This is a genomic window from Bradyrhizobium iriomotense (assembly GCF_018129405.1).
Taxonomy (GTDB): Bacteria; Pseudomonadota; Alphaproteobacteria; order Rhizobiales; family Xanthobacteraceae; genus Bradyrhizobium; species Bradyrhizobium iriomotense_B.
Window position 1 is genome coordinate 193875 of record NZ_JAFCLP010000001.1, and the last position, 19194, is coordinate 213068.

Annotated in this window: 18 protein-coding genes and 2 riboswitches; of the genes, 2 read left to right on the plus strand and 16 right to left on the minus strand. The window is 67.3% G+C overall.

Going from position 1 to position 19194, the window contains the following annotated elements:
- Window positions 1–2358 carry a TonB-dependent receptor gene (locus JQ592_RS00770; RefSeq protein WP_211401024.1) on the minus strand — a complete coding sequence of 786 codons (2358 nt, stop codon included), beginning with the start codon at window positions 2356–2358 and terminating at the stop codon, window positions 1–3.
- Between the two features lie 115 nt (window positions 2359–2473).
- Window positions 2474–2675, minus strand: a riboswitch (cobalamin riboswitch).
- A 72-nt stretch (window positions 2676–2747) separates the two neighbouring features.
- On the opposite strand from JQ592_RS00770, the gene JQ592_RS00775 reads away from it, so the two are divergent.
- A complete protein-coding gene (locus JQ592_RS00775) occupies window positions 2748–3320 on the plus strand; it encodes a histidine phosphatase family protein (protein WP_211401025.1) in 573 nt (190 codons plus the stop codon).
- Here JQ592_RS00775 and cobT read toward each other — a convergent pair.
- The 8 genes from cobT to cbiT all read right to left on the minus strand — a co-directional run bounded on the left by cobT (window position 3313) and on the right by cbiT (window position 10508).
- Window positions 3313–4365, minus strand: a complete 1053-nt coding sequence (gene cobT / locus JQ592_RS00780) for a nicotinate-nucleotide--dimethylbenzimidazole phosphoribosyltransferase (protein WP_211401026.1) — start codon at window positions 4363–4365, stop codon at window positions 3313–3315. The two genes, JQ592_RS00775 and cobT, sit on opposite strands and share 8 nt — an antisense overlap.
- Window positions 4366–4375: 10 nt before the next feature.
- Window positions 4376–5125 (minus strand): precorrin-6A synthase (deacetylating), encoded by a 750-nt coding sequence (cobF, locus tag JQ592_RS00785; protein WP_211401027.1) that lies wholly within the window; start codon window positions 5123–5125, stop codon window positions 4376–4378.
- A 39-nt stretch (window positions 5126–5164) separates the two neighbouring features.
- Window positions 5165–5842: an energy-coupling factor ABC transporter permease gene (locus JQ592_RS00790; RefSeq protein WP_211401028.1), complete on the minus strand. Its 678-nt coding sequence runs from the start codon at window positions 5840–5842 to the stop codon at window positions 5165–5167.
- A gap of 37 nt (window positions 5843–5879) precedes the next feature.
- Window positions 5880–6099, minus strand: a riboswitch (cobalamin riboswitch).
- A 45-nt stretch (window positions 6100–6144) separates the two neighbouring features.
- Entirely contained in the window at window positions 6145–6876 is a 732-nt protein-coding gene (cobA, locus tag JQ592_RS00795) for a uroporphyrinogen-III C-methyltransferase (protein ID WP_211401029.1), read from the minus strand.
- Window positions 6873–8183 (minus strand): cobyrinate a,c-diamide synthase, encoded by a 1311-nt coding sequence (locus JQ592_RS00800; protein WP_211401030.1) that lies wholly within the window; start codon window positions 8181–8183, stop codon window positions 6873–6875. The genes cobA and JQ592_RS00800 overlap by 4 nt, the downstream gene beginning before the upstream one ends.
- On the minus strand, window positions 8183–8965 hold the full coding sequence (gene cobM, locus JQ592_RS00805) for a precorrin-4 C(11)-methyltransferase (RefSeq protein WP_211401031.1): 783 nt from the start codon (window positions 8963–8965) through the stop codon (window positions 8183–8185). The genes JQ592_RS00800 and cobM overlap by 1 nt, the downstream gene beginning before the upstream one ends.
- Window positions 8962–9330: a cobalamin biosynthesis protein gene (locus JQ592_RS00810; RefSeq protein ID WP_211401032.1), complete on the minus strand. Its 369-nt coding sequence runs from the start codon at window positions 9328–9330 to the stop codon at window positions 8962–8964. Before JQ592_RS00810 ends, cobM begins: the two co-directional genes overlap by 4 nt.
- Complete coding sequence (gene cbiT / locus JQ592_RS00815; protein WP_211401730.1) at window positions 9327–10508, minus strand: precorrin-6Y C5,15-methyltransferase (decarboxylating) subunit CbiT; 1182 nt, start codon at window positions 10506–10508, stop codon at window positions 9327–9329. The genes JQ592_RS00810 and cbiT overlap by 4 nt, the downstream gene beginning before the upstream one ends.
- Window positions 10509–10518: 10 nt before the next feature.
- Here cbiT and JQ592_RS00820 point away from each other — a divergent pair, with 10 nt between their 5' ends.
- A complete protein-coding gene (locus JQ592_RS00820) occupies window positions 10519–11265 on the plus strand; it encodes a cobalt-precorrin-6A reductase (protein ID WP_211401033.1) in 747 nt (248 codons plus the stop codon).
- Here the strand turns inward: JQ592_RS00820 and cobJ are convergent.
- Genes cobJ through JQ592_RS00855 form a run of 7 tightly spaced genes read right to left on the minus strand, consistent with a single transcriptional unit; the run spans window position 11241 to window position 19148 of the window.
- Window positions 11241–11975, minus strand: coding sequence for a precorrin-3B C(17)-methyltransferase (gene cobJ, locus JQ592_RS00825; RefSeq protein WP_211401034.1), 735 nt, complete (start codon window positions 11973–11975; stop codon window positions 11241–11243). The genes JQ592_RS00820 and cobJ overlap by 25 nt on opposite strands.
- Window positions 11972–12703, minus strand: coding sequence for a precorrin-2 C(20)-methyltransferase (locus JQ592_RS00830; RefSeq protein WP_211401035.1), 732 nt, complete (start codon window positions 12701–12703; stop codon window positions 11972–11974). Before JQ592_RS00830 ends, cobJ begins: the two co-directional genes overlap by 4 nt.
- A gap of 2 nt (window positions 12704–12705) precedes the next feature.
- The gene (locus JQ592_RS00835; protein ID WP_211401036.1) at window positions 12706–13335 is read right to left on the minus strand and encodes a precorrin-8X methylmutase; all 630 of its coding nucleotides are present in this window, start codon (window positions 13333–13335) and stop codon (window positions 12706–12708) included.
- Window positions 13335–14498: a precorrin-3B synthase gene (cobG, locus tag JQ592_RS00840; RefSeq protein ID WP_211401037.1), complete on the minus strand. Its 1164-nt coding sequence runs from the start codon at window positions 14496–14498 to the stop codon at window positions 13335–13337. Before cobG ends, JQ592_RS00835 begins: the two co-directional genes overlap by 1 nt.
- On the minus strand, window positions 14495–17743 hold the full coding sequence (cobN, locus tag JQ592_RS00845; RefSeq protein ID WP_211401038.1) for a cobaltochelatase subunit CobN: 3249 nt from the start codon (window positions 17741–17743) through the stop codon (window positions 14495–14497). Before cobN ends, cobG begins: the two co-directional genes overlap by 4 nt.
- Complete coding sequence (cobW, locus tag JQ592_RS00850) at window positions 17743–18777, minus strand: cobalamin biosynthesis protein CobW (protein ID WP_211401039.1); 1035 nt, start codon at window positions 18775–18777, stop codon at window positions 17743–17745. The genes cobN and cobW overlap by 1 nt, the downstream gene beginning before the upstream one ends.
- Complete coding sequence (locus JQ592_RS00855) at window positions 18774–19148, minus strand: DUF1636 family protein (RefSeq protein WP_211401040.1); 375 nt, start codon at window positions 19146–19148, stop codon at window positions 18774–18776. Before JQ592_RS00855 ends, cobW begins: the two co-directional genes overlap by 4 nt.
- Window positions 19149–19194 lie beyond the last annotated feature (46 nt).

The window sequence follows — 19194 nt, forward strand, 5'->3', positions numbered from 1 at the left end:
CTACCATTTGAACGCCGCTGAGATCTCGTAGGTGCGCGGCGCGCCCAAGAGGATCTGGTCGGGGTAGAACGGATCGCCCCAGATCGCGTAGCGCTTGTCGGTGAAGTTGCGCACCCGGAAGGTCAGGCGGGCCTGGTCGACGGCATTGAAGACGGTCTTCGGGATATCGACGAAGGCGTAGACGTCGCCGACCGTGTAGGCGTTCATCGTCACCGTGTTGGCATCGGTGTTGTAGCGATCGCCGACGTGCCGGCCGACGATGCCGAGCTCCACCGGCCAAGGCGTGAAGAAGCGATACGACGCGCCGGCATTGGCGACGATGCGCGGCACGTTCGGCGGCGTGTTGCCCGAGAACGATCCGCCGGCGAAATTGTAGTCGGCATAGCGCGCATCGACGTAGGCAATGTTGCCCCACAGGCGCAAAGGCTCGATCGGCCGCACCGCGACGGCGAGCTCGACGCCCTTCGATTCCTCTCGCCCGGCGATGTTGAGCGCCTGCCCGCCGGCCGCCGCATAGACATTCTTGCGCAGGATGTCGTAGGCCGAGAACGACCACTCCGCCCGGTTGTCCCAGAACAGATGCTTGACGCCCGTCTCGTAGATGCGCGACGTCGTCAGGTCGAGCGGCTGGGTCGGCAACAGCAGGAAGATGTTGTTGGCGGAAACGTCGGCGCCGGTGGCGTACTGGCTGAAGAAGGTCAGGCCGGGCACGGCCTCCCAGGTGTAGCCGATGCGTCCCGTCACCGGCGCCCAGTCCTTGGTGAACGGAAAGCCCGCGTTCACCAGGCCGTTGACGTCGGTCGAGTTGCGGTCGAGCCCGATATGCTCGACACGCAGGCCGCCGATCAGCGCGAAGGTCCGCGTCAGCTTGAGCCGGTCCTCGAACGACAGCGCCTCGTTGTCGATGCGCGCGGTCTGCTGCTTGGTCGTGAGCAGGCCGTAGAAACCGCGGTCAGGATTGACCAGCGACACGGAGTCGCCCGGAAAATTCGCTGCACCCGGCCGGACGAAATCGAGGTAGCTCGACGACAGCGTCGTGACCATCCGGTTGTCGAAGCCGGCGATGTCAGTGTCCCAGATCAGATCGGTGATGTTGCCGACCAGCCGCTGGCTGTGCGCGACATAGAAGCGCTCGCGATCGACCAGGTTCGTGCCGGAGTTGAACGCCTCGATCTCGTTGTTGAACCACGTCCGCTCGGCACCATAACCATAGGCCTGGCTCTTCAGCGTCAGGTCCGGCGCCAGCTTCAGCTCGAAACCGCCGCGCAGCCAGACCTCCTGCGCCACGTTGCGGTTGTCGAGGACGTTGTAGTTGGTGTTGAAGGTGCGGTCGTCGATGGTGACCGCACCGAGATTAGTTTTATTGTAGTTCGAGACGTAATTGCCGGAGACAATCCCCGTCGTCGCGTGCGAGCCGCTGAAGGCGACCGGCACCAGCGGCGCGCCCCAATAGGCCTTTCCGCGATCCTCGCGGTACTCGACCGCGCCCCAAACCTTGAGACTGTCGGAGACGCGGTAGTTCAGCTGGCCCGAGATATCGAGCGTCTTGGTGTTGGTGTCGTCGACAAAACCGTTCAGCGACGAGCGGCTGATGTCGAAGCGGTAGTCGAGGCCTTGAACGTTGGTGCTGCCGCCCGAGCCGTAATGCGCGCGGAACGAATTCAGGGAGTCGTAAGAGAAGTCCGCTTCGCTCCGGATCGCTCCGGTGTGCGGCTGCTTGGTGACCAAGTTGATCGCGCCGCCGGCGGCGCCCTCGCCCGAGATCAGCGAGGCCGGGCCTTTCAGGAATTCCACCGCCTCCAGATTGGCCGTGTCCGTGATCCGCGAGGTCATGTTCTGCGGACCGATCTTGATGCCGTTGTAGAGCGTGTTGATCTGGCTGTTGGTGAAGCCGCGCATCGAGAAGCCCGCCGGCTCCCCCGGTGCGTCGCCGGAGGTGACGCCGACCGCGCCTTGCGCCACCTCGGACACGGTGCGATAGCCCTGCTCGCGCATGGTCTCGGCCGAGATCACCTCGACGGTCGCCGGTATCTCCCGCACGGTCAAACCGAGCCGCGAAGCGCTTTCGGCCACGACATTGGTGTTGAGCGGCGTCTCCGCCGTCGCAGCCGTCACGGCGGGTTTTGGCGCCGCTGATGCGGCCGCCGGCCTGCGCGCTGCCGCGCGGCGCGCGCTCTGGGCTTCCCGGGCAGCCGGCTTGGCCGGCTTGCGGGATTGGGCGGGCGACACCTCGACCCGCGGCAGCGGTTCGCGGGCCTGCTGCGCCAACGCAGCGGGCAGATCAACAACGACAAGAGTCGAGAGAGCGGCAGAGGCGAGCAGGACGCTGCGCGGTCGTACGATACGGATGGAAGACACGGGTCTAGACCTCGGTATGACGTCAGTGGCACGTCACAGCGAACGAGGTCTCACCCCGGGCTTGTCAGCCCTCCGATGAAGCCGAATGTCTGTACTCCCCGACCGACATCTTCGCGTGTGACCACGGCTGACGGCAGGTCTCCTGGCTCGCGGGTCACGACCGCTTCGTCGCCTTCCCGGGACCGAGGGCCCAGTGGCTTCTGACGAAGGATTATCCGCTCACAGTTGCGGGGGCAGCCACGGCATTGGGGACAACGTCCCCGCACCGCATTCCCTTTTCATCCCCTCTCGGGGAAACCGTCACGAGCATCTAGGATTACCAACAAGACAGAGTCAATGTACCAGTTGCGGCGTTATTGCCACAGCGACCAACTTCCCTGGAGATAAGTATGGAAGGCGCGACCTTCCTCTGGCTGATCCGACATGCACCCGTCGACGGCGTCAAAGGGACGATCCATGCCGCCGATGCACCGGCGGATCTGACCGACCGCGCGCAGCTGCAAGCGCTGCGGCCGCGCTTGCCGTGGGATGCTGCGAGCTATGCGAGTCCTTCCCGGCGCACCGTCGAGACGGCGCGCGCGCTGGGGCTCGAACCGGAACTGGTGCGCGAGTTCGGCGAGCAGGATTTCGGCAAATGGACCGGCCGGCGTCATGACGAGCTCGCAGCGAGCGGCGGCGATGCCTACGCACAATTCTGGAGCGATCCTGCGCACCTGAGACCACCGGGAGGCGAGAGCTTTGAGGATCAGGTCGCGCGCGTCCGGCTGGGTCTGTCGCGGATCGGAGCCGGATCGGCAACGCTCGTCGTGCATTCCGGCACGATCCGCGCTGCGCTGTGCATCGCGCTCGATCTCACACCGGAAGCTGCGTTGCGCTTCGTGATCGATCCGCTGTCGCTGACCCGGATCGACCGGCTCGCGACCGGCTGGCGGGTGGTCTCTGTCAATCAGCGGATCAGCTAGGCCGATCCGGCACATTGGCCTGGGCAAACGTCGCCATGCCGTTGTGGAGCGCGCATGCGAAGCGCACCAGCGGCAGCGCAATGGCGGCGCCCGATCCCTCGCCGAGCCTGAGATCGAGGCTGATCAGCGGCTGCACGTTCAGCACGCGCAGCACCAGCCGATGTCCCTGCTCCGCCGATTGATGCGAGGGCAGCAGGAACGGCTGGCACGACGGATTGAGCCGCACGGCCGCCAGCGCCGCGACCGACACGATGAAGCCGTCGATCAGCACCGGGATGCGGCGCTGCGCGGCCGCAATGATGGCGCCTGAAATCGCCGCGATCTCGAGGCCGCCGACGGCACACAGGATCTTTTCGGGCGATGCGCCCGCAACACCATGACGCGCAATCGCAGCATCGATCACGCGCGCCTTGTGCGCCCGGCCGGCCGCATCGACGCCGGTGCCGCTGCCCGCGATCTCCTCGGCGCTGATGCCGAGCAGGCTCGCGGCGATCGCCGCGGAGGTCGTGGTATTGCCGATGCCCATCTCGCCGAAGATCAGGACATCAGGCTGGCTGGATTCCGCGCGCGCAACCGCGCGCTGGCCGGCTTCGAAAGCAAAGGCGAGCTCCGCAGGCGCGAGCGCAGCCTCGACGCTGAAATCGCGGGTGCCATTGCGCGGCTTGTCGGTGATGATTCCTGGCATCGCCTCCTGGGCCAGCGTGCCGGCGTCAACGACTTCCAGGCGCGAGCCGAGCTCGCGCGCCAGCACCGAGATCGCGGCGCCACCGGAGGCAAAATTCGCCATCATCGCGATGGTGACCGCTTGCGGATAGGCCGACACGCCCTGCGCGACGATGCCGTGATCGCCGGCGAAGATGATGATGGGCACGCGCGCGGCACGCGGCTGTTCAGTCGCCTGCAGGCCGGCGAGCTCGATCGCGAGCTGCTCCAGCCGGCCGAGCGAGCCGGTCGGTTTTGTCAGTTGCGCCTGCCGTGCGATCGCCGCGTCACGATGGGCCGCGGAAATCTCGGGGCATTTCTGGGTGACCCAGTCGGGGAGCATGTTGCCTCGCTTACGGCCTGCGCTTGAGAATGTAGCTGTCCATGATCCAGCCATGCCGCTCGCGCGCCTCTTGCCGTAGGGCGACGATGCGAGGGCCGACCTCGGCCAGCGGGCCGGACATGATGATCTGATCTTGCATGCCGAGATAGGCACCCCACCAGATCTGAAGCCCTTCCGGATCGAGCGACTGGAATGCCGTGCCGCCGTCGAGCATCACGACCACCGTGTCAACGCCCTGCGGCCAGCCGGCCTCTCGCAAGCGACGGCCTGTCGTGACCAGAAAGGGCTCGCCGATATCGTTGAGCGGCAGCGCATGCGCCGCGCACAACGCCTGGATCGAGGTGATGCCTGGCACGACCTCGATGTCAGGCAAGGGATTGAGCCGCCGCGCAATACGCAGCGAGGAGTCATAGAGCGAGGGATCGCCCCAGATCAGCAGCGCGACCTTGCCCTTACCGCCGAGATGGCTTGCGATGGTCTGCGACCACACGGCGGCAACGGCGTCGTGCCAATCATCCACGCCTTTGCGGTAGTCCGCCTCGGCTGCATCACGCACGGGAAGGTCGAACTCGGCAATGCGCGTCGTCTTGTTGGTCAGCACGTCAGTGCAGATCGTGCGCCTGAGATCGGCGAGATCGGACTTGGCGCTCCCCTTGCGCGGGATCAGGACGAGATCGGCCGCGTTGATGGCGCGGATCGCGGCGCGCGTGAGCTGCTCGGGATCACCGCAACCGATGCCGATCAGGGAGAGCGTGAGCATCGGGCGTACGGGGCGGCCATGAAAGCCGCCCCTTGTCTCTTAAGCCGCGTTGTGCAGGCGCGGAGTGACGAAGCCCGGCGCGGTGACGCCGCGCAACGACTTCGCCAGCGCCAGCACGGCGAGATCGGCGAGCGGCTCGATCACGATGACGAGCGCGTAGGACGCCGCGAACATCGCGATGTTGGCAAGGTTGCTCATCGCAAAGCCGGAGCCATAGAGCGCCCAGAACGCCACCCAGGCAATGACGCCGGCCTGATAGGTCGTCGAGAGCGCCAGCGCCTGGCGATACCTGAGGTCGACATAGGCGGTGTTGCGCGAAATGATCCGCGTGGCGATGGCCTGGATGCCGAACAGAGGCACCAGGAGCGTGGTGACGTTCATGCCATATTGCGGGATGTCAGCAGGCTCGAAGAACACGCCCTGGAGCAGCAGGCCGAATGCGAGGCCGAAGGCCGCGGGCGCCGCGCCGAACAGCAGGAACAGGGTCGAGCCGAGGATGAAGTGCACCTCGGACACGCCGACCGGGAAGTGCGGCAGGATCTCGAAGAAGGTGAAGACGAGGCCGGTGGTGGCGAGCGTCCGCGCCGCGAACGACGTGATGCCCTGCTCGCGCACGGTCTCGGCCGCGAGCTTCAAGGCAACGCCGCCTGCGGCGATGCCGGTTGCGTAACTCAACACGAGCTTGGCGCCCGTCACGACGCCGGGTTCGATATGCATGGCTCAGTTCCTTCCTGCCGTCACACCCGACGGCCTTGGCCTCAAAACATGCACGGCCGGTCTCCTGGCTCGCGGTTCACTGGGGTTCTCCGGCCTTCCCGGACCTTGCGGCCCAGTGGCTGATCGGAGCCCCTCACCGCTTACAGTCGCGGGGGCGGCTGGGGTTTTGGGCGCCGCAACTGGGTCCGCCCACCCCCATTCCCGATTATGCTCCGGCGCTTTGCGCCGCGTCGAGCACCATGCCCCTCTTGTGTGCCCCTTTCGCATTGCAGGCGTCAAGGGGCGAACGGCTGCGGGAGCCGTCATGACGGATATTCCCCTGCCAGCGCACCGAACAGGATCACGGCGGCCGTCGAGGCCGCCCCGCCCCGTGCAAGCTGCTCGGCAAGCTCGGCAATCGTGGTGCGAACCAGCCGCTCGTCGGGTCGCCCGAGGGATTCGGCGAACAGCGCCGGGGTGGTTGGAGCGAGGCCGTGCGCGATCAATTTTGCGGCAAGCGCCGGAAAAGTGCGCCGGCCCATATAGACCACGGTGGTCGCTTCAGGATCGGCCAGCGCCGCCCAGTTCAGGTTTGGCGGCAGCTCGCCGGTGACATCGGCCCCGGTGACGAACTGCACCCGGCGCGAGGTATGCCGTCGGGTCAGCGGGATTCCCGCCTGCGCCGCGGCCACACAGGCCGAGGTAACGCCGGGAATGATCTCGTAGCCGATGCCGGCCTCGCGCAGCGTCTCGATCTCCTCCTCGAGCCGGCCGAAAATGCCGGCGTCGCCGGACTTCAAGCGAACGACGCGCACGCCGGTTGCGGCGTAATCGACCAAGAGGCGGTTGACATGGTGCTGCTTGGTCGAAGGACGCCCTGCCCGCTTTCCCACCGCGACGAGATTGGCTCCGGGCCGGGCGAGATCGAGGATCGCGCCGGAGGCAAGGTCGTCATAAAGCACAACGTCGGCCTCACGCAGCCGCGTGGCGCCCTTCACGGTGAGGAGCTCGGGATCGCCGGGGCCGGCGGAGACGAAGGATACGAAACCGCTCACCGGTCCTCCGCGATCAGATGGAAGAATGTACCGGTGGCACGGCCGCGCTGCGAGCCAGTCTCGGCGATGACCGCGCCCGTTGCATCATGCACGACCGCCAGCGGCGTGTCGGGCTGGGCAAGGATGGTCGAATAGTGAAACTCGTGGCCGCGCAGGCGCGCGCCCGCGTGATGCCCCGGCATCGACACTGCAAGCGTGGCGAGACGATAGCCCAGATGCATGCGGCGCTTGGCAAAGCTGGTCTCCAGGCCAAGCAGTCCCGTCATCTCATGACGGACACCGTCGGCATCGGTCAAAGCGGTTCCCAGCACCATATAGCCTCCGCACTCGCCGTGCACCGGCCGCGTCTCGGCGAAGGCGCGCAGGCCGCTACGGAAGCGCGTATTGGCTGCGATCTTTCCCGCGTGAAGCTCGGGATAGCCGCCCGGCAGCCAGCACACATCGGCGTTCACGTCGGGCACTTCATCGGCGAGCGGCGAGAATGTCGTGATCTCGGCGCCTGCCGCGCGCCAGGCCTCCAGCATGTGCGGATAGACGAAGGAAAAAGCGGCGTCGCGGGCCAGCGCAATGCGTTGCCCTGGCGGCGTCACATTCAGCCCGTTCGCAGCAGGTTGCGGCGACCAGCTGGCAGCGAAGCGCAGCACCGCATCGAGATCGACATGCTCGGCGACAAAGCGCGCGGCCTCGTCGATCAGCTTGCCGATCTCGGCCTGCTCCTCCGCCTGCACCAGACCGAGATGCCGCTTCGGCAGGCTGATCTCGGCATGACGCGGCAGCGCGCCGAACACGGCGATGCCGACATCGTCGAGCGCGCGCCGGACGAGATCTTCATGGCGCGGGCTGGCGACGCGATTGAGCACCACGCCGGCAAGCCGCACGCCGGCGCGGTAGTCGCGAAGGCCTGCAGCGATCGCTGCCGCTGTCTGCGCCTGGCCCGATGGATCGATCACCAGCACCACCGGCCAGCCCAGCATCTCCGCGATATCGGCCGAAGCTCCGGTGCCGGAAACACCGCGCGCTGCAACGCCGTCAAACAGGCCCATCGAGCCCTCGGCGAGAACGATATCGGCATCCGTGCCGCGGCTGACGAGATGCGAGATCGTCCCGCGGTCCATCGCCCAGCTATCGACGTTGACGGAGGCGCGTCCCGTGGCGGCAGCATGGAACGCGGGATCGATGTAGTCCGGCCCGCTCTTGAAGCACTGCACGTTGAGGCCGCGATTGCGCCAGGCGCGGGCGAGCGCCAGCGTCAGCGTCGTCTTGCCGACGCCGGAGGCAGGCGCGGAGATGACGAGCCCTGCCGGCATCACGACGCCTCCGGAAAGCGCGGCTCGGCGCCGACCGGCCGATAGCGGCGGTCGTAGTCAGCGGCATAGAGACGACTCTCGTCAAAATCCGCCGAGCCGAGCGTTCTGCCGACCAAAATGAGCGCAGTGCGCTCCATCTCCGTGCCAACAGCCGCATCCAGCGTTGCCAGCGTCGCACGAACGATACACTGCTCCGGCCAGCTCGCGCGCCAGACGATCGCGACCGGGCAATCCGCGCCGTAGTGCGGCGTGAGCTCGGCGACGACCTGGTCGAGCAGGTGGATCGACAAATGGATTGCGAGCACCGCGCCGGTCGCGGCGAACGCAGCGAGCTTCTCGCCTTCAGGCATCGCACTGGCGCGGCCGGGCGTGCGCGTCAGCACCACGGTCTGAGCCAAGCCGGGCAAAGTCAGCTCGGCTTCCAGCGCCGCCGCGGCAGCCGAGAACGAGGGAACGCCGGGCGTCACCGTATAGGGAATGCCGAGCGCGCGCAGGCGGCGGAGTTGCTCGCCCATTGCCGACCAGATCGAGAGATCGCCGGAATGCAGCCGCGCGACATCCTTGCCCTCCGCATGCGCAGCGATAATCTCCGCGATGATCTCGTCGAGCGACAGCGACGCGGTGTTGACGATGCGCGCGCCGGGCGGGCAATGCGCCAAAACGCCTTCGGGCACCAGCGAGCCGGCGTAGAGACAGACCGGACAGACCGCGATCAGGTCGCGGCCCCGCAACGTCAGCAAATCGGGCGCGCCAGGTCCAGCGCCGATGAAATGCACGGTCATGCACCATCTCCCTCGGCGATCGCGGCAGTGGCCGTGCGGTCCTGCGAGACCGCGCGCGTCGCAATCAAGCGCGCGCGAGGGCCAGCCGCGGCGAGCGCCACAGCCTCGGCAACAGATCCCGTGCCGAACTTTTCTGCGACGAGCTTCGATTGCGTGAGCGTGTCGATGCCGGCCAGTGTCTCGGCCGGAACGGCCCTGATCGGCACACCGCACTCACGTGCGAGTTGCTTCAGCGCCTCGGCGTCGGCCTTGTCTCCGACAGTTGCCACCGCAGCGAGCCCTTCGGGGCCGCCGGCGGCCAGGAGCGCTTCGCGCAGCGAGGCCAGCGTGACATCCTTTCTGAAGCCGAGCCCAGCGACCCTCATCGGACCACGCTCCACTGCACCACGGGGCGTGCCGCTTCCCAGGATCGGTAACGGCCGAGCGGCGCAGCATGCGCGATCTCAACCCGCATCAGTTCGCCGCCATGGCGCTGGTGCAATTCGCCGAGCAGCGCTTCCGTCTCCAGCGTCACGGAATGCGTAACCAGGCGAGTCCCCGGCGCCAGCCGCGACCAGATGGCATCAAACGTCGCGCGGTCGAGGCCGCCGCCGATGAAGACCGCATCCGGCGCGTCCAGCGCAGCGAGAGCTTCAGGCGCGGCTCCCGTGATCACGGTGATCCTGTGCGCCAGTCCGAACGCAGCAGCATTCTCGCGGATATTCGCGGCGCGATCCTCGCGCGCCTCGATGGCGATCGCCGTCCCACCGCATAGTGCCCATTCCACCGAGATCGAACCCGAGCCGGCGCCGATGTCCCACAGTCGCTCGCCGGGTCGCGGCGCAAGCGCCGAGAGCGCCAGCGCGCGCACGGGCCGCTTGGTGATCTGGCCGTCATGGACGAAGAGATCGTCCGATAATCCCGAGTTGCGGGGAATGCCCTGGCCTCCCCACGCCTGCACCGCCACCGCAACCAGATTGCCGGCAATATCCCCAGCAAAGAGATCGGCGCGATGCTGGTCGATGCTTTCGCGTGGGCCGCCGAGCGCAGCCAAAGTCCACACGAGTGAATCGCCCCATCCGCGTTGCGTCAGCCACTTCGTGAGATCGCCGACCGCCGTTGCGTCGCGCACGAGGCATATGATGCGTGCACCTCGCGCCAGATGCGGCACGAGACGTTCGAACGGCGCGGCGTGGAGACCGAGACAGGCGGTTGCTTCGAGGCGCCAGCCCAGCCGCGCGGCGGCAAGCGAGAACGTCGACGGAGCGGAGTGCGCAATCCACTCGCTCGCGTCGAGCTTCTCGGCAAGGCTCGCGCCGGCGCCGTACCAGAACGGATCGCCGGAGGCGAGCACGGCCGTCGGCCGACCGCGGCAGCCCAACACGATATCTGCGTCGAACGGCACAGGCCACGCACGGCCGCGGCTTCCCACATCCGCAAGCGCGAGGTGGCGCTCACCGCCAAAGACGGTTTCTGCTTTGGCAAGCGCGTTTCGGCTTGCGTCGGACAGTCCGGCAAGGCCATCTTCGCCGATACCGATGATGGTCAGCCAGGGATCAGCCAAGGAATCAGCCATGACGCGCGCCCTCATTCTGGGCGGAACGGCCGATGCGAGCTTGCTCGCTGCGGAGATCGCGCGTGCGCGCATGGATGCCGTCTACTCCTATGGCGGCCGCACCCGCGCGCCTGCCGATCAGCCACTGCCGACCCGCATCGGCGGTTTTGGCGGCGTGAGCGGGCTTGCCGACTATATCCGCCGCGAAGGCATCACGCACGTGATCGACGCGACGCATCCGTTCGCTGCCGAGATGAGCCGCAACGCTGTTCAGGCGTGCGCGGAAACCGGCACCTCGCTGATTGCACTCGAACGCGCCCCTTGGGCCAAGGCGCCCGGCGACAACTGGATCGAGGTCGCGGACGTCAACGCGGCGGTCGCCGCGCTGCCCGAGGCCCCGGCAAACGTCTTTCTCGCCATCGGCCGCCAGCATATCGCACCGTTCGCGGCCAGGCCGCAGCACGCCTATACGCTGCGATTCGTCGATCCGCCCGAAGCGCCCCTGCCCTTCTCCGCGGACGTGATCGTATCGCGCGGGCCGTTCACGCTTCAAGGTGAGCTCGAGATGATGCGAACGCGCGGCATCGCATGGATCGTCGCCCGCAACTCCGGCGGCGACGGCGCGCGCGCCAAGATCGACGCGGCGCGTGCGCTCGGCCTGCCCGTGATCATGATCTCGCAACCAAAACTGCCCGAGCGTCCGCGGGTCGAAAGCGTCACTGAAGTGATGCAGTGGCTCGGTCATTCTACCCGCCTCGGTGCATAGACCCAGCGGCCGACGCGGCGTGTCTGCGAATTGCCGACGATCACCAGCGTGCGCATGTCGGCCATCTCGGGCCGCGCTTCGTTCAGCGTGACAGTCTTGATCTTCTCGTCAGCGGCGCTGACCGCGCGCGCAAAGATCACGAGGCGCTCGCCGCAACCGGACTCCTTCAGCACTGCGAGCGCGCGGGCAAAGCCCTCCGGCCGGCTCGCCGAGCGCGGATTGTACATCGCGATCGCAAAATCGGCTTCCGCCGCGAGCCGCAGCCGCTTCTCGATCACAGCCCACGGCTTCAGATTGTCGGAAAGGTTGATCGCGCAGAAATCATGGCCGAGCGGCGCGCCGGCGCGTGCAGCCGCCGCCAGCATCGCCGTGATACCAGGCAGCACGCGGATCGGCAGCGCCTGCCAGTGCGGCGCCTGTTCGAGCGCCTCGAACACGGCGGACGCCATGGCAAAGACGCCAGGATCGCCCGAGGAGACGACGACGACCTGACCGCCTTCGGCGGCCAGACGCAAGGCCTCGCGCGCGCGTTGCAGCTCTTCGCGATTGTCGGAGGGATGCAGCTTGAGCCCGGGCCGCGGCGGCACACGCGCGACATAAGGTGCATAGCCAAGAATATCGGTCGCCGCTGCGAGCGCGGCGGAAACCTCAGGCGTCACCAGCGCCTCGCTGCCGGGGCCGAGGCCCGCGATGGTCAGCGTGCCCGTCATTCGGCGGCGTCCAGATGCCGTCCCTTGCCGTGCACGAGCACGATCGCAAAGTAAGGACAGTCGGCCGCATCGACTTCGGCAAGCCGCACCACGCGCTCGCTGGGCATGGTGCCGCGCTCGACCAGCCAGGCATCGCCCAGCCGGCCGGCGGATTCGAGCGCGCGGCGCACCTTCGCAAGATTGCGGCCGGTCTTCATGACGACCAGCGCATCGGAATCACGCATGCGGCGTTCGAGTTCGTCTTCGGGAAGCGTCCCCATCAGCACCGTCGTCACGTCGTCGCCGAGCGCGATCGGCTGTCCGACGCCATTCCAGCAACCGACCATGCCGGGAATGCCTGCAATCACCTCGATCTCGACGCGCCGCTGCAGGCGCGTGTGCAGGTGCATGAAGGAGCCGTAGAAGTAGGGATCGCCCTCGCAGAGCACGACGACATCGACCGCGCGCGCCAGCCGCGCCAGGCGCTCGGCCCATTCGTCGTAGAAGCCGGCGAGCAGCTTGACGTAGTCCGGGCTGTCGAAGGCGATCTCGGTCGTCACGGGATATTCCATGGGATATTCGGTGACGTCGGCAGCCAGCATGCCCTCGACGATGCGCCGCGCCTGGCCGGGCCGGCCCTTCTTGCGGAAATAGGCGACATGCTGCGCGGCGCGCACGGTGCGGTCGGCGCGCACGCTCATCAGATCGGGATCACCGGGGCCGAGACCGCAGCAGATGATGCGTCCCATCGCTATTCGCTCCGGCTCGCCAGCGCGTTCACGGCGGCGACTGTGATCGCGGAACCGCCGAGGCGACCCTCGACGGTCAGTGCTGCGACCTTCGGATCGGCCATCAGCGCGGCCTTGGATTCGGCGGCACCGACGAAGCCGACGGGACAGCCGATGATCGCCGCCGGCCGCGGACAGTTTTGGTCCTCCAGCATGTTGAGGAGATGGAACAGCGCGGTCGGTGCGTTGCCGATCGCAACGATCGCGCCTTCGAGATGCGGCCGCCACAGCTCCAGCGCCGCGGCCGAGCGGGTGTTGCGCATGGATTGCGCCAGCGCTGGTACGGCGGGGTCACCGAGCGTGCAGATGACGGCATTGTCGGCCGGCAGTCTCGCGCGCGTAATCCCCTCGGAGACCATGCGCGCATCGCACAGGATCGGCGCGCCTTTCTGTAGCGCTGCGCGCGCGGCGGTCGCCATGCCTGGCGTGAAGCGGATATGCGCTTCGAGGCCCACCATGCCGGCGGCATGGATCATCCGCACGACGACCTGCTCTTCATCGGGTGTGAAGCGGGCAAGCTCGGCTTCTGCGCGAATGGTCGCAAAGGACTGCCGGTAGATCGCCGCGCCATCGGTCTCGTAAACGTGCGACATCAATGTCCTCCCATCAGGATGGACGGATTGCCGACGATGTCCTCGCGCTTCAGCCCACGCAGGACAGGCTCGTCGCGCGTCGAGCCGCTGCGCACGAGATCGAAGCCGGCGCCGGTCGCGACCAGTGTGATCGCAGCTGCGCCGGAATGCGCGCACCCCTTGGCGCAGCCGGAGACATGAAGCCGCGCGGCCGCGCCGATGTTCGGCGCAAGCGCGGCTGCCAGCGCCCGGGTGTCGGCGTGGGCCTCGCGGCAGCGCGGCGCACCGCTGCAGGCGATGACACGCAGCGCCGGGTCGTGGGCCTCGGTGATGAGGCCGGCTGCGGTGGGCATGGTCCGCTTGCCCTCGCTCAAGACCATCCGCCACGGCGTCATGCGCAGCGCATGGCCGCAACCGGCGAACTGGTTGAGCGTCGCATGCGGCATCTGCCCGAAAGCGACGCCGACCATCGCGCCCTGCGGATAAAGGCCGGGACGCGCCGCAGCCATAATCGGTGCCGGCTCGGCCTCGCCGCGCAGCGCCTCGGGCAATCCCGCGCCAGCTGCGAGATGCGTGGCCATGCGCCCTCGCCCGCCCCTGGCACCGCCTGATGACACGAACCAATTCGCGAGCGCGAGCGCGGCGGTCACGGCCTCGCCACGCGCGACAGACCGGCCGAACTCGGCGCCATTGGCCCGCACCAGCAGCCCTCCGGCCCGATCGCGCTCGATCCGCACATCTGCGGAATCGCCGGCAAGCACGCGCGAGGTGCCGTCATCGACGGCGAAGCCGAATTTGGTCGGAAGCGTGAGCGCGCACTCCTCGAGTGCCTCTTCGAGCTCGGCGGCGAGCGCCTGGGTCTCATCACCCGCGCACCAGAATGGCGTGACAAGGATGTTGCGCCGGGATTCGGTGTCGGCATCCGGGTCGAGCAGCATCAGTTGTGCAAGACCGTCAAGCAGCAACCGATGACTGGTTTCAGTCACGCCCCTGATCTGGAGATTGGCGCGACTGGTGACGTCGATCAGGCCGTTGCCATGGCGCTCGGCCAGATGCGCAAGGCCGGAGACCTGCGCCGCATCGAGCCGTCCGCCGAACGGCCGCACGCGGACGACCAGCCCGTCGCCCGATTGCATCGGCCGCAGCGCGCCGGGGCACCAGCCCTTGACCATGGCTGCGCTCATGATGCCTCCTTGAGCGCCGCCGCGATCGAATTGCGGCGCGTCCGCCAGAGTGAGGCCTCGTGTAAGCGGGTAAAACAAGCCTCCATCGCGGCAAGTGCCGCTGGATTCTCACGGGCCATGAAGGCGCTGACGTCCTCGTTACCCAGCGTCGCGTCGTAGTAGAGATCGAACAGATGCGGTGGCACGGCGCCCGCCAGATGGGCGAAGGCTGCCATGTGCTCGAGCGTCGCGGTGATCTCGGCGGCGCCACGAAAACCATGGCGCATCATGCCGGCGATCCAGGCCGGATTGGCCGCGCGCGCGCGGACCACGCGGGAGATTTCTTCGGTCAGCGTGCGTGCATGCGGCTGGTCGGGGCGCGTTGCGTCGAGATGATAGAGCGATGGCGCGGTTCCGCCGAGCCGTGCTGCGGCTGCCGCAATCCCCGCTTCATGCGCGGCGTAGTCGGCGGCGAGCAGGAGATCGGTTTCCGGCAAGTCCTGGACGTGGACGAAAGCATCGGCCGTTGCGAGCCGCTGTTCGATGCCGGCGCGATCGGCCTTGATCTCGCCGTCGGCGGAGAACGCCCAGGCGGACGCCGACAACCAGGCCTCGCCGGCCGCTTCGCGCGTTTCGGACGTGAAGGCATCCGGGATCGCCGACAGGCCGACGCCGTATTGTCCGGGGCGCGGCGCGAACACGCGGGAGGTGCGGTGGCGATAGGGATTTTCGTCGCCCTCGTCCTCGCGGCTTGCGAGCGCCTCGCTTGCTGCTTCGAACAATTGCGCAAGGCCTGCGAAGACATCGCGGAACAGGCCTGATACCCGCAGCGTGACGTCGATGCGGGGACGGCCGAGCTCGGCCGGCGCGATGATGTCGTAACCGGTGACGCGGCCCGAGGCATGATCCCAGCGCGGCGCGAGGCCGGCCAGATGCAGTGCCATCGCAAACTCCTCGCCGGCGGTGCGCATCGTCGCCGAGCCCCAGAGATCGACGACGAGGCCCTTCGGCCAGTCGCCGTCGTCCTGCAGATGGCGCCGCAGCAGCTCTTCGGCGAGTTTCACCCCCTGCGCATGCGCGGAAGGCGTCGGCACCGCGCGTGGATCGACGGCGAATAGATTCCGCCCCGTGGGCAGGACGTCCTGACGGCCGCGATAAGGCGAGCCCGACGGTCCCGGCGCAACGCGCTGGCCTGCGAGCGCCGCACGCAGCGCCTCCCGCTCGGCTTCGCCACAGGCGCCGCGGCCGAACACGTGCAGGCCGTCGCCGAACTGACTTTCCTTGAGATCGCAGACGAAACGGTCAATCCGCGGGATCGCTTCGGCCGGTGCGGCCGATGCATCCAGACCGAGATCGTCCTCCAGTCCTGCGGCGCGCGCTTCGTCCCGGATTGCCGCGATCAAGCGCTGGCGACGGGCGGGATCGAGACCATCGGCGGTCGAATATTCGTCAAGCAGCCGCTCGAGCCGGCGCAGGCCTTCCGGCACAGCGGATGTTTCCAGCGGCGGCGGCAGATGGCCGATCGTCACGGCGCCGATGCGCCGCTTGGCCTGTGCGGCCTCGCCGGGATCGTTGACGATGAAGGGATAGATGACGGGGAGATCGCCGATCAAGGCTTCCGGCCAGCAGGCTGGCGACACTGCCACCGATTTTCCGGGCAGCCATTCCAGCGTGCCATGTGCGCCCATGTGCACGACGGCGTCGATGGCCTGCCCGCGGAGCCAGAGATAGAAGGCGACATAGCCGTGGCGCGGCGTGCGGCCGAGATCGTGATAGTCGGAATCGCGCGTGATCGCATCGCCGCGTTCCGGTTGAACCGCTATGATCGATCGGCCGCAAGCGATACCCGCGAAGTGAAACGCGCCGTCGCGGCAACTCGGATCATTCTCCGGCGCGCCCCAGGCTTGCGCGAGATCATCCTGCAAGGCTTGCGGCAGGCGCGCGAGCGCGGCGCGGTAGTCGGCGACGCTCCAGGTCAATTGCTGCTCGAGCAACGTCTCACCGAGGGCATGGACCGGCGAGACATCGAAGCCGGCTTCCGCGAGATCGGTTACCAGGGCTTCGACCGACGCCAGCGCATCGAGACCAACCGCATGCGCGATCTGATGCGGCCGACCCGGATAGTTCGAGAGCACCATCGCCACGCGCTTCTCGGCGGCAGGCTTCTCCGCGAGCCGCCGCCAGGCCGCGACACGCGCGGCAACAGCTTTCACGCGCTCCTCGTCGGCCCTGTGCGCCAGATGCGAAAACTGCAGATCCGGATCACGCTCCGCAGCGGACTTGAAACTCACCACGCCCGAGAAAACGCGGCCGTCGACCTCGGGCAGCACCACATGCATCGCGAGATCGCCGGGCGAGAGGCCGCGCAGCGATTCCGCCCAGTCCTCACGCCGCGCGGTGGAGAGCGCGACCTGGAACACCGGGCACGGCGCGGCATCGAACGGCGTGGTGCCGTCGTCGCCAACCGCGGAAAACGCCGTTGCATTGACGATCGCAGCCGCTGGATTTTGCGCGAGATACGTGCGCAACCAATCGGCAACGCCCGCGGCCTTTAGCGACGTGACGAACACGCCATGCGCGTCGAACCCCTCTTCGCGCAATGCCGCGATGAGTGCATCAACCGGGCCGGTGTCGGCAGCAGTGAGATAGGAGCGATAGAACGTCACCAGCGCGTGCGGCTTTTCCTCCGCCGCGACCGGCGCCGGGATGGCGCCGCGCGCGGGATCGTAAAAGCCCATCTCGGGAACGGTCATCTCGCCGACGACCGGGCCAGCATAGAGTCCCGAGGCCAGCGCGAGCTGTGCAATCGCCGCTTGCGCCGCGACCGGGCCACCGGTGTCGCAGAGCACCTTGAGCCGGCGCAGCGTGGAAACCGGCAGGGTCGAGTACGCATCGAGCCGGATGTCGTCGCGGCCATCGGCCGGCAGCACAGCCAGCACAATGCCGCGATCCTTCGCGAGCTGCTGCAGGGCCGCGAGCCCGTACGGCCAATAGGATTCACCGCCGATCAGGCGTACCAGAATGCCCCTCGCCTGCGACAGCGTACGCTCGATATAGGTGTCGACCGACAGCGGATGACGCAGTTCCGCGAGATTGGCGAGCCGCAGCGACGGCAGGCTGTCGCGGCCACGCCGCCAGCCGGCCGCAAACGCGGCAAGGTCGGAATCCGAATACGAGAGCACCACGAGATCGGCCGGGTCCTGGCCGATGTCTCTTGGCGTCGCGGTCTCCTCGAGACCGCGGCTCTCGCGGAAGACGACGTGCATCAGATACCAAGTCCTGACCTGATCGCGGCCTCATCGATGTCGCCGTGCTCGCCGATCACGACGAGCTTTGACTGCCTGAGACCTGCGCCCCAGGGCTTGTCGAACTGATGGCGTACGCGCTCACCGACGGCCTGCAGCAACAGGCGCATCGGCTTGCCCGCGACCGCGATGTACCCCTTCGCGCGCAGCACGTTCTGCTCGCGCGCCAACTTCTGGACCGACGCAACCAGCGCATCGATATCGGCAACTTCAGGAAGATCGATCACGACGGACGCGAAATCGTCGTGCTCGTGCTCCTCCTCGCCGTCGTGATGCGAGGGACGCGCGGCGAGATCGTTCTCGGCGGCAGCGCCAAGTCCGAGGATGACGCGCGCATCGATCGCGCCGTCGGTGACGGGCAGCATCGGCACGCGGCGCGGCATCTCGGCGGTGATCGCCGCCTTGGCGGCTTCGATGCCGGCGCTGCCGGCGAGATCGGCCTTGGTCAGCAGCACGATATCGGCGCAGGCGATCTGGTCCTCGAACACTTCCGACAGCGGCGTCTCGTGATCGAGATTCTCATCCGCCGCACGCTGCGCTTCGACAGCAATCGGGTCCGGCGCAAAGCGGCCGGCCGCGACGGCCTCGGCATCGGCGAGTGCGATCACGCCGTCGACCGTGATGCGCGAGCGAATCTCCGGCCAGTCGAACGCCTTCAGCAGCGGCTTCGGCAGCGCCAGGCCCGAGGTCTCGATCAGGATGTGATCGGGCCGCACCGGGCGCGCCAGCAATTGCTCCATGGTCGGAATGAAATCGTCAGCCACGGTGCAGCAGATGCAGCCATTGGCGAGTTCGACGATGTTTTCTTCCGGGCAATTGGCATCGGCGCAAGACTTCAATATTTCGCCATCGACACCCTCGCTGCCGAACTCGTTGACGAGCACGGCGAGCTTCTTGCCGTTGGCATTGCTGAGCAGATGCTGGATAAGCGTCGTCTTGCCGGAACCCAGAAACCCCGTGACCACCGTAACAGGGACTTTTGCGAGCGAGTTCATTCGGCGGCCTCCGGCAACACGGCAATGGGGGGAATGCGGGCAAGCGACTGCTTGCGGAAGATTTCGGGACGGTTGCGCCACGGCACGAGGCCATCGGGGGCCGCCGCATAGGCCGCAGCGCCCGCGATCACGTCGCGCGCGTTGGCATCCGACAGGCGGCCATAGACGTAGGACCAGCGGCCGGGCGCGCTGAGCGCGACCGAGCAGCCCTGGCTACAGGCCGACAGGCATTCGACGGGAACCACATTGACGCCCTCGGGCACGCCGGCGTCGAGGATCGCACCATGCAGGCGCTTACCGGGCGTCGTCTCGCCCTCGCCAAGCGTCTGGCCGGCACGGCAGGTAATGCAGACGTGAAGTGTGACTGTCATCGCCTCTTCCAGGATAAACATCGGGAGGCGATGAGGCACACGGACC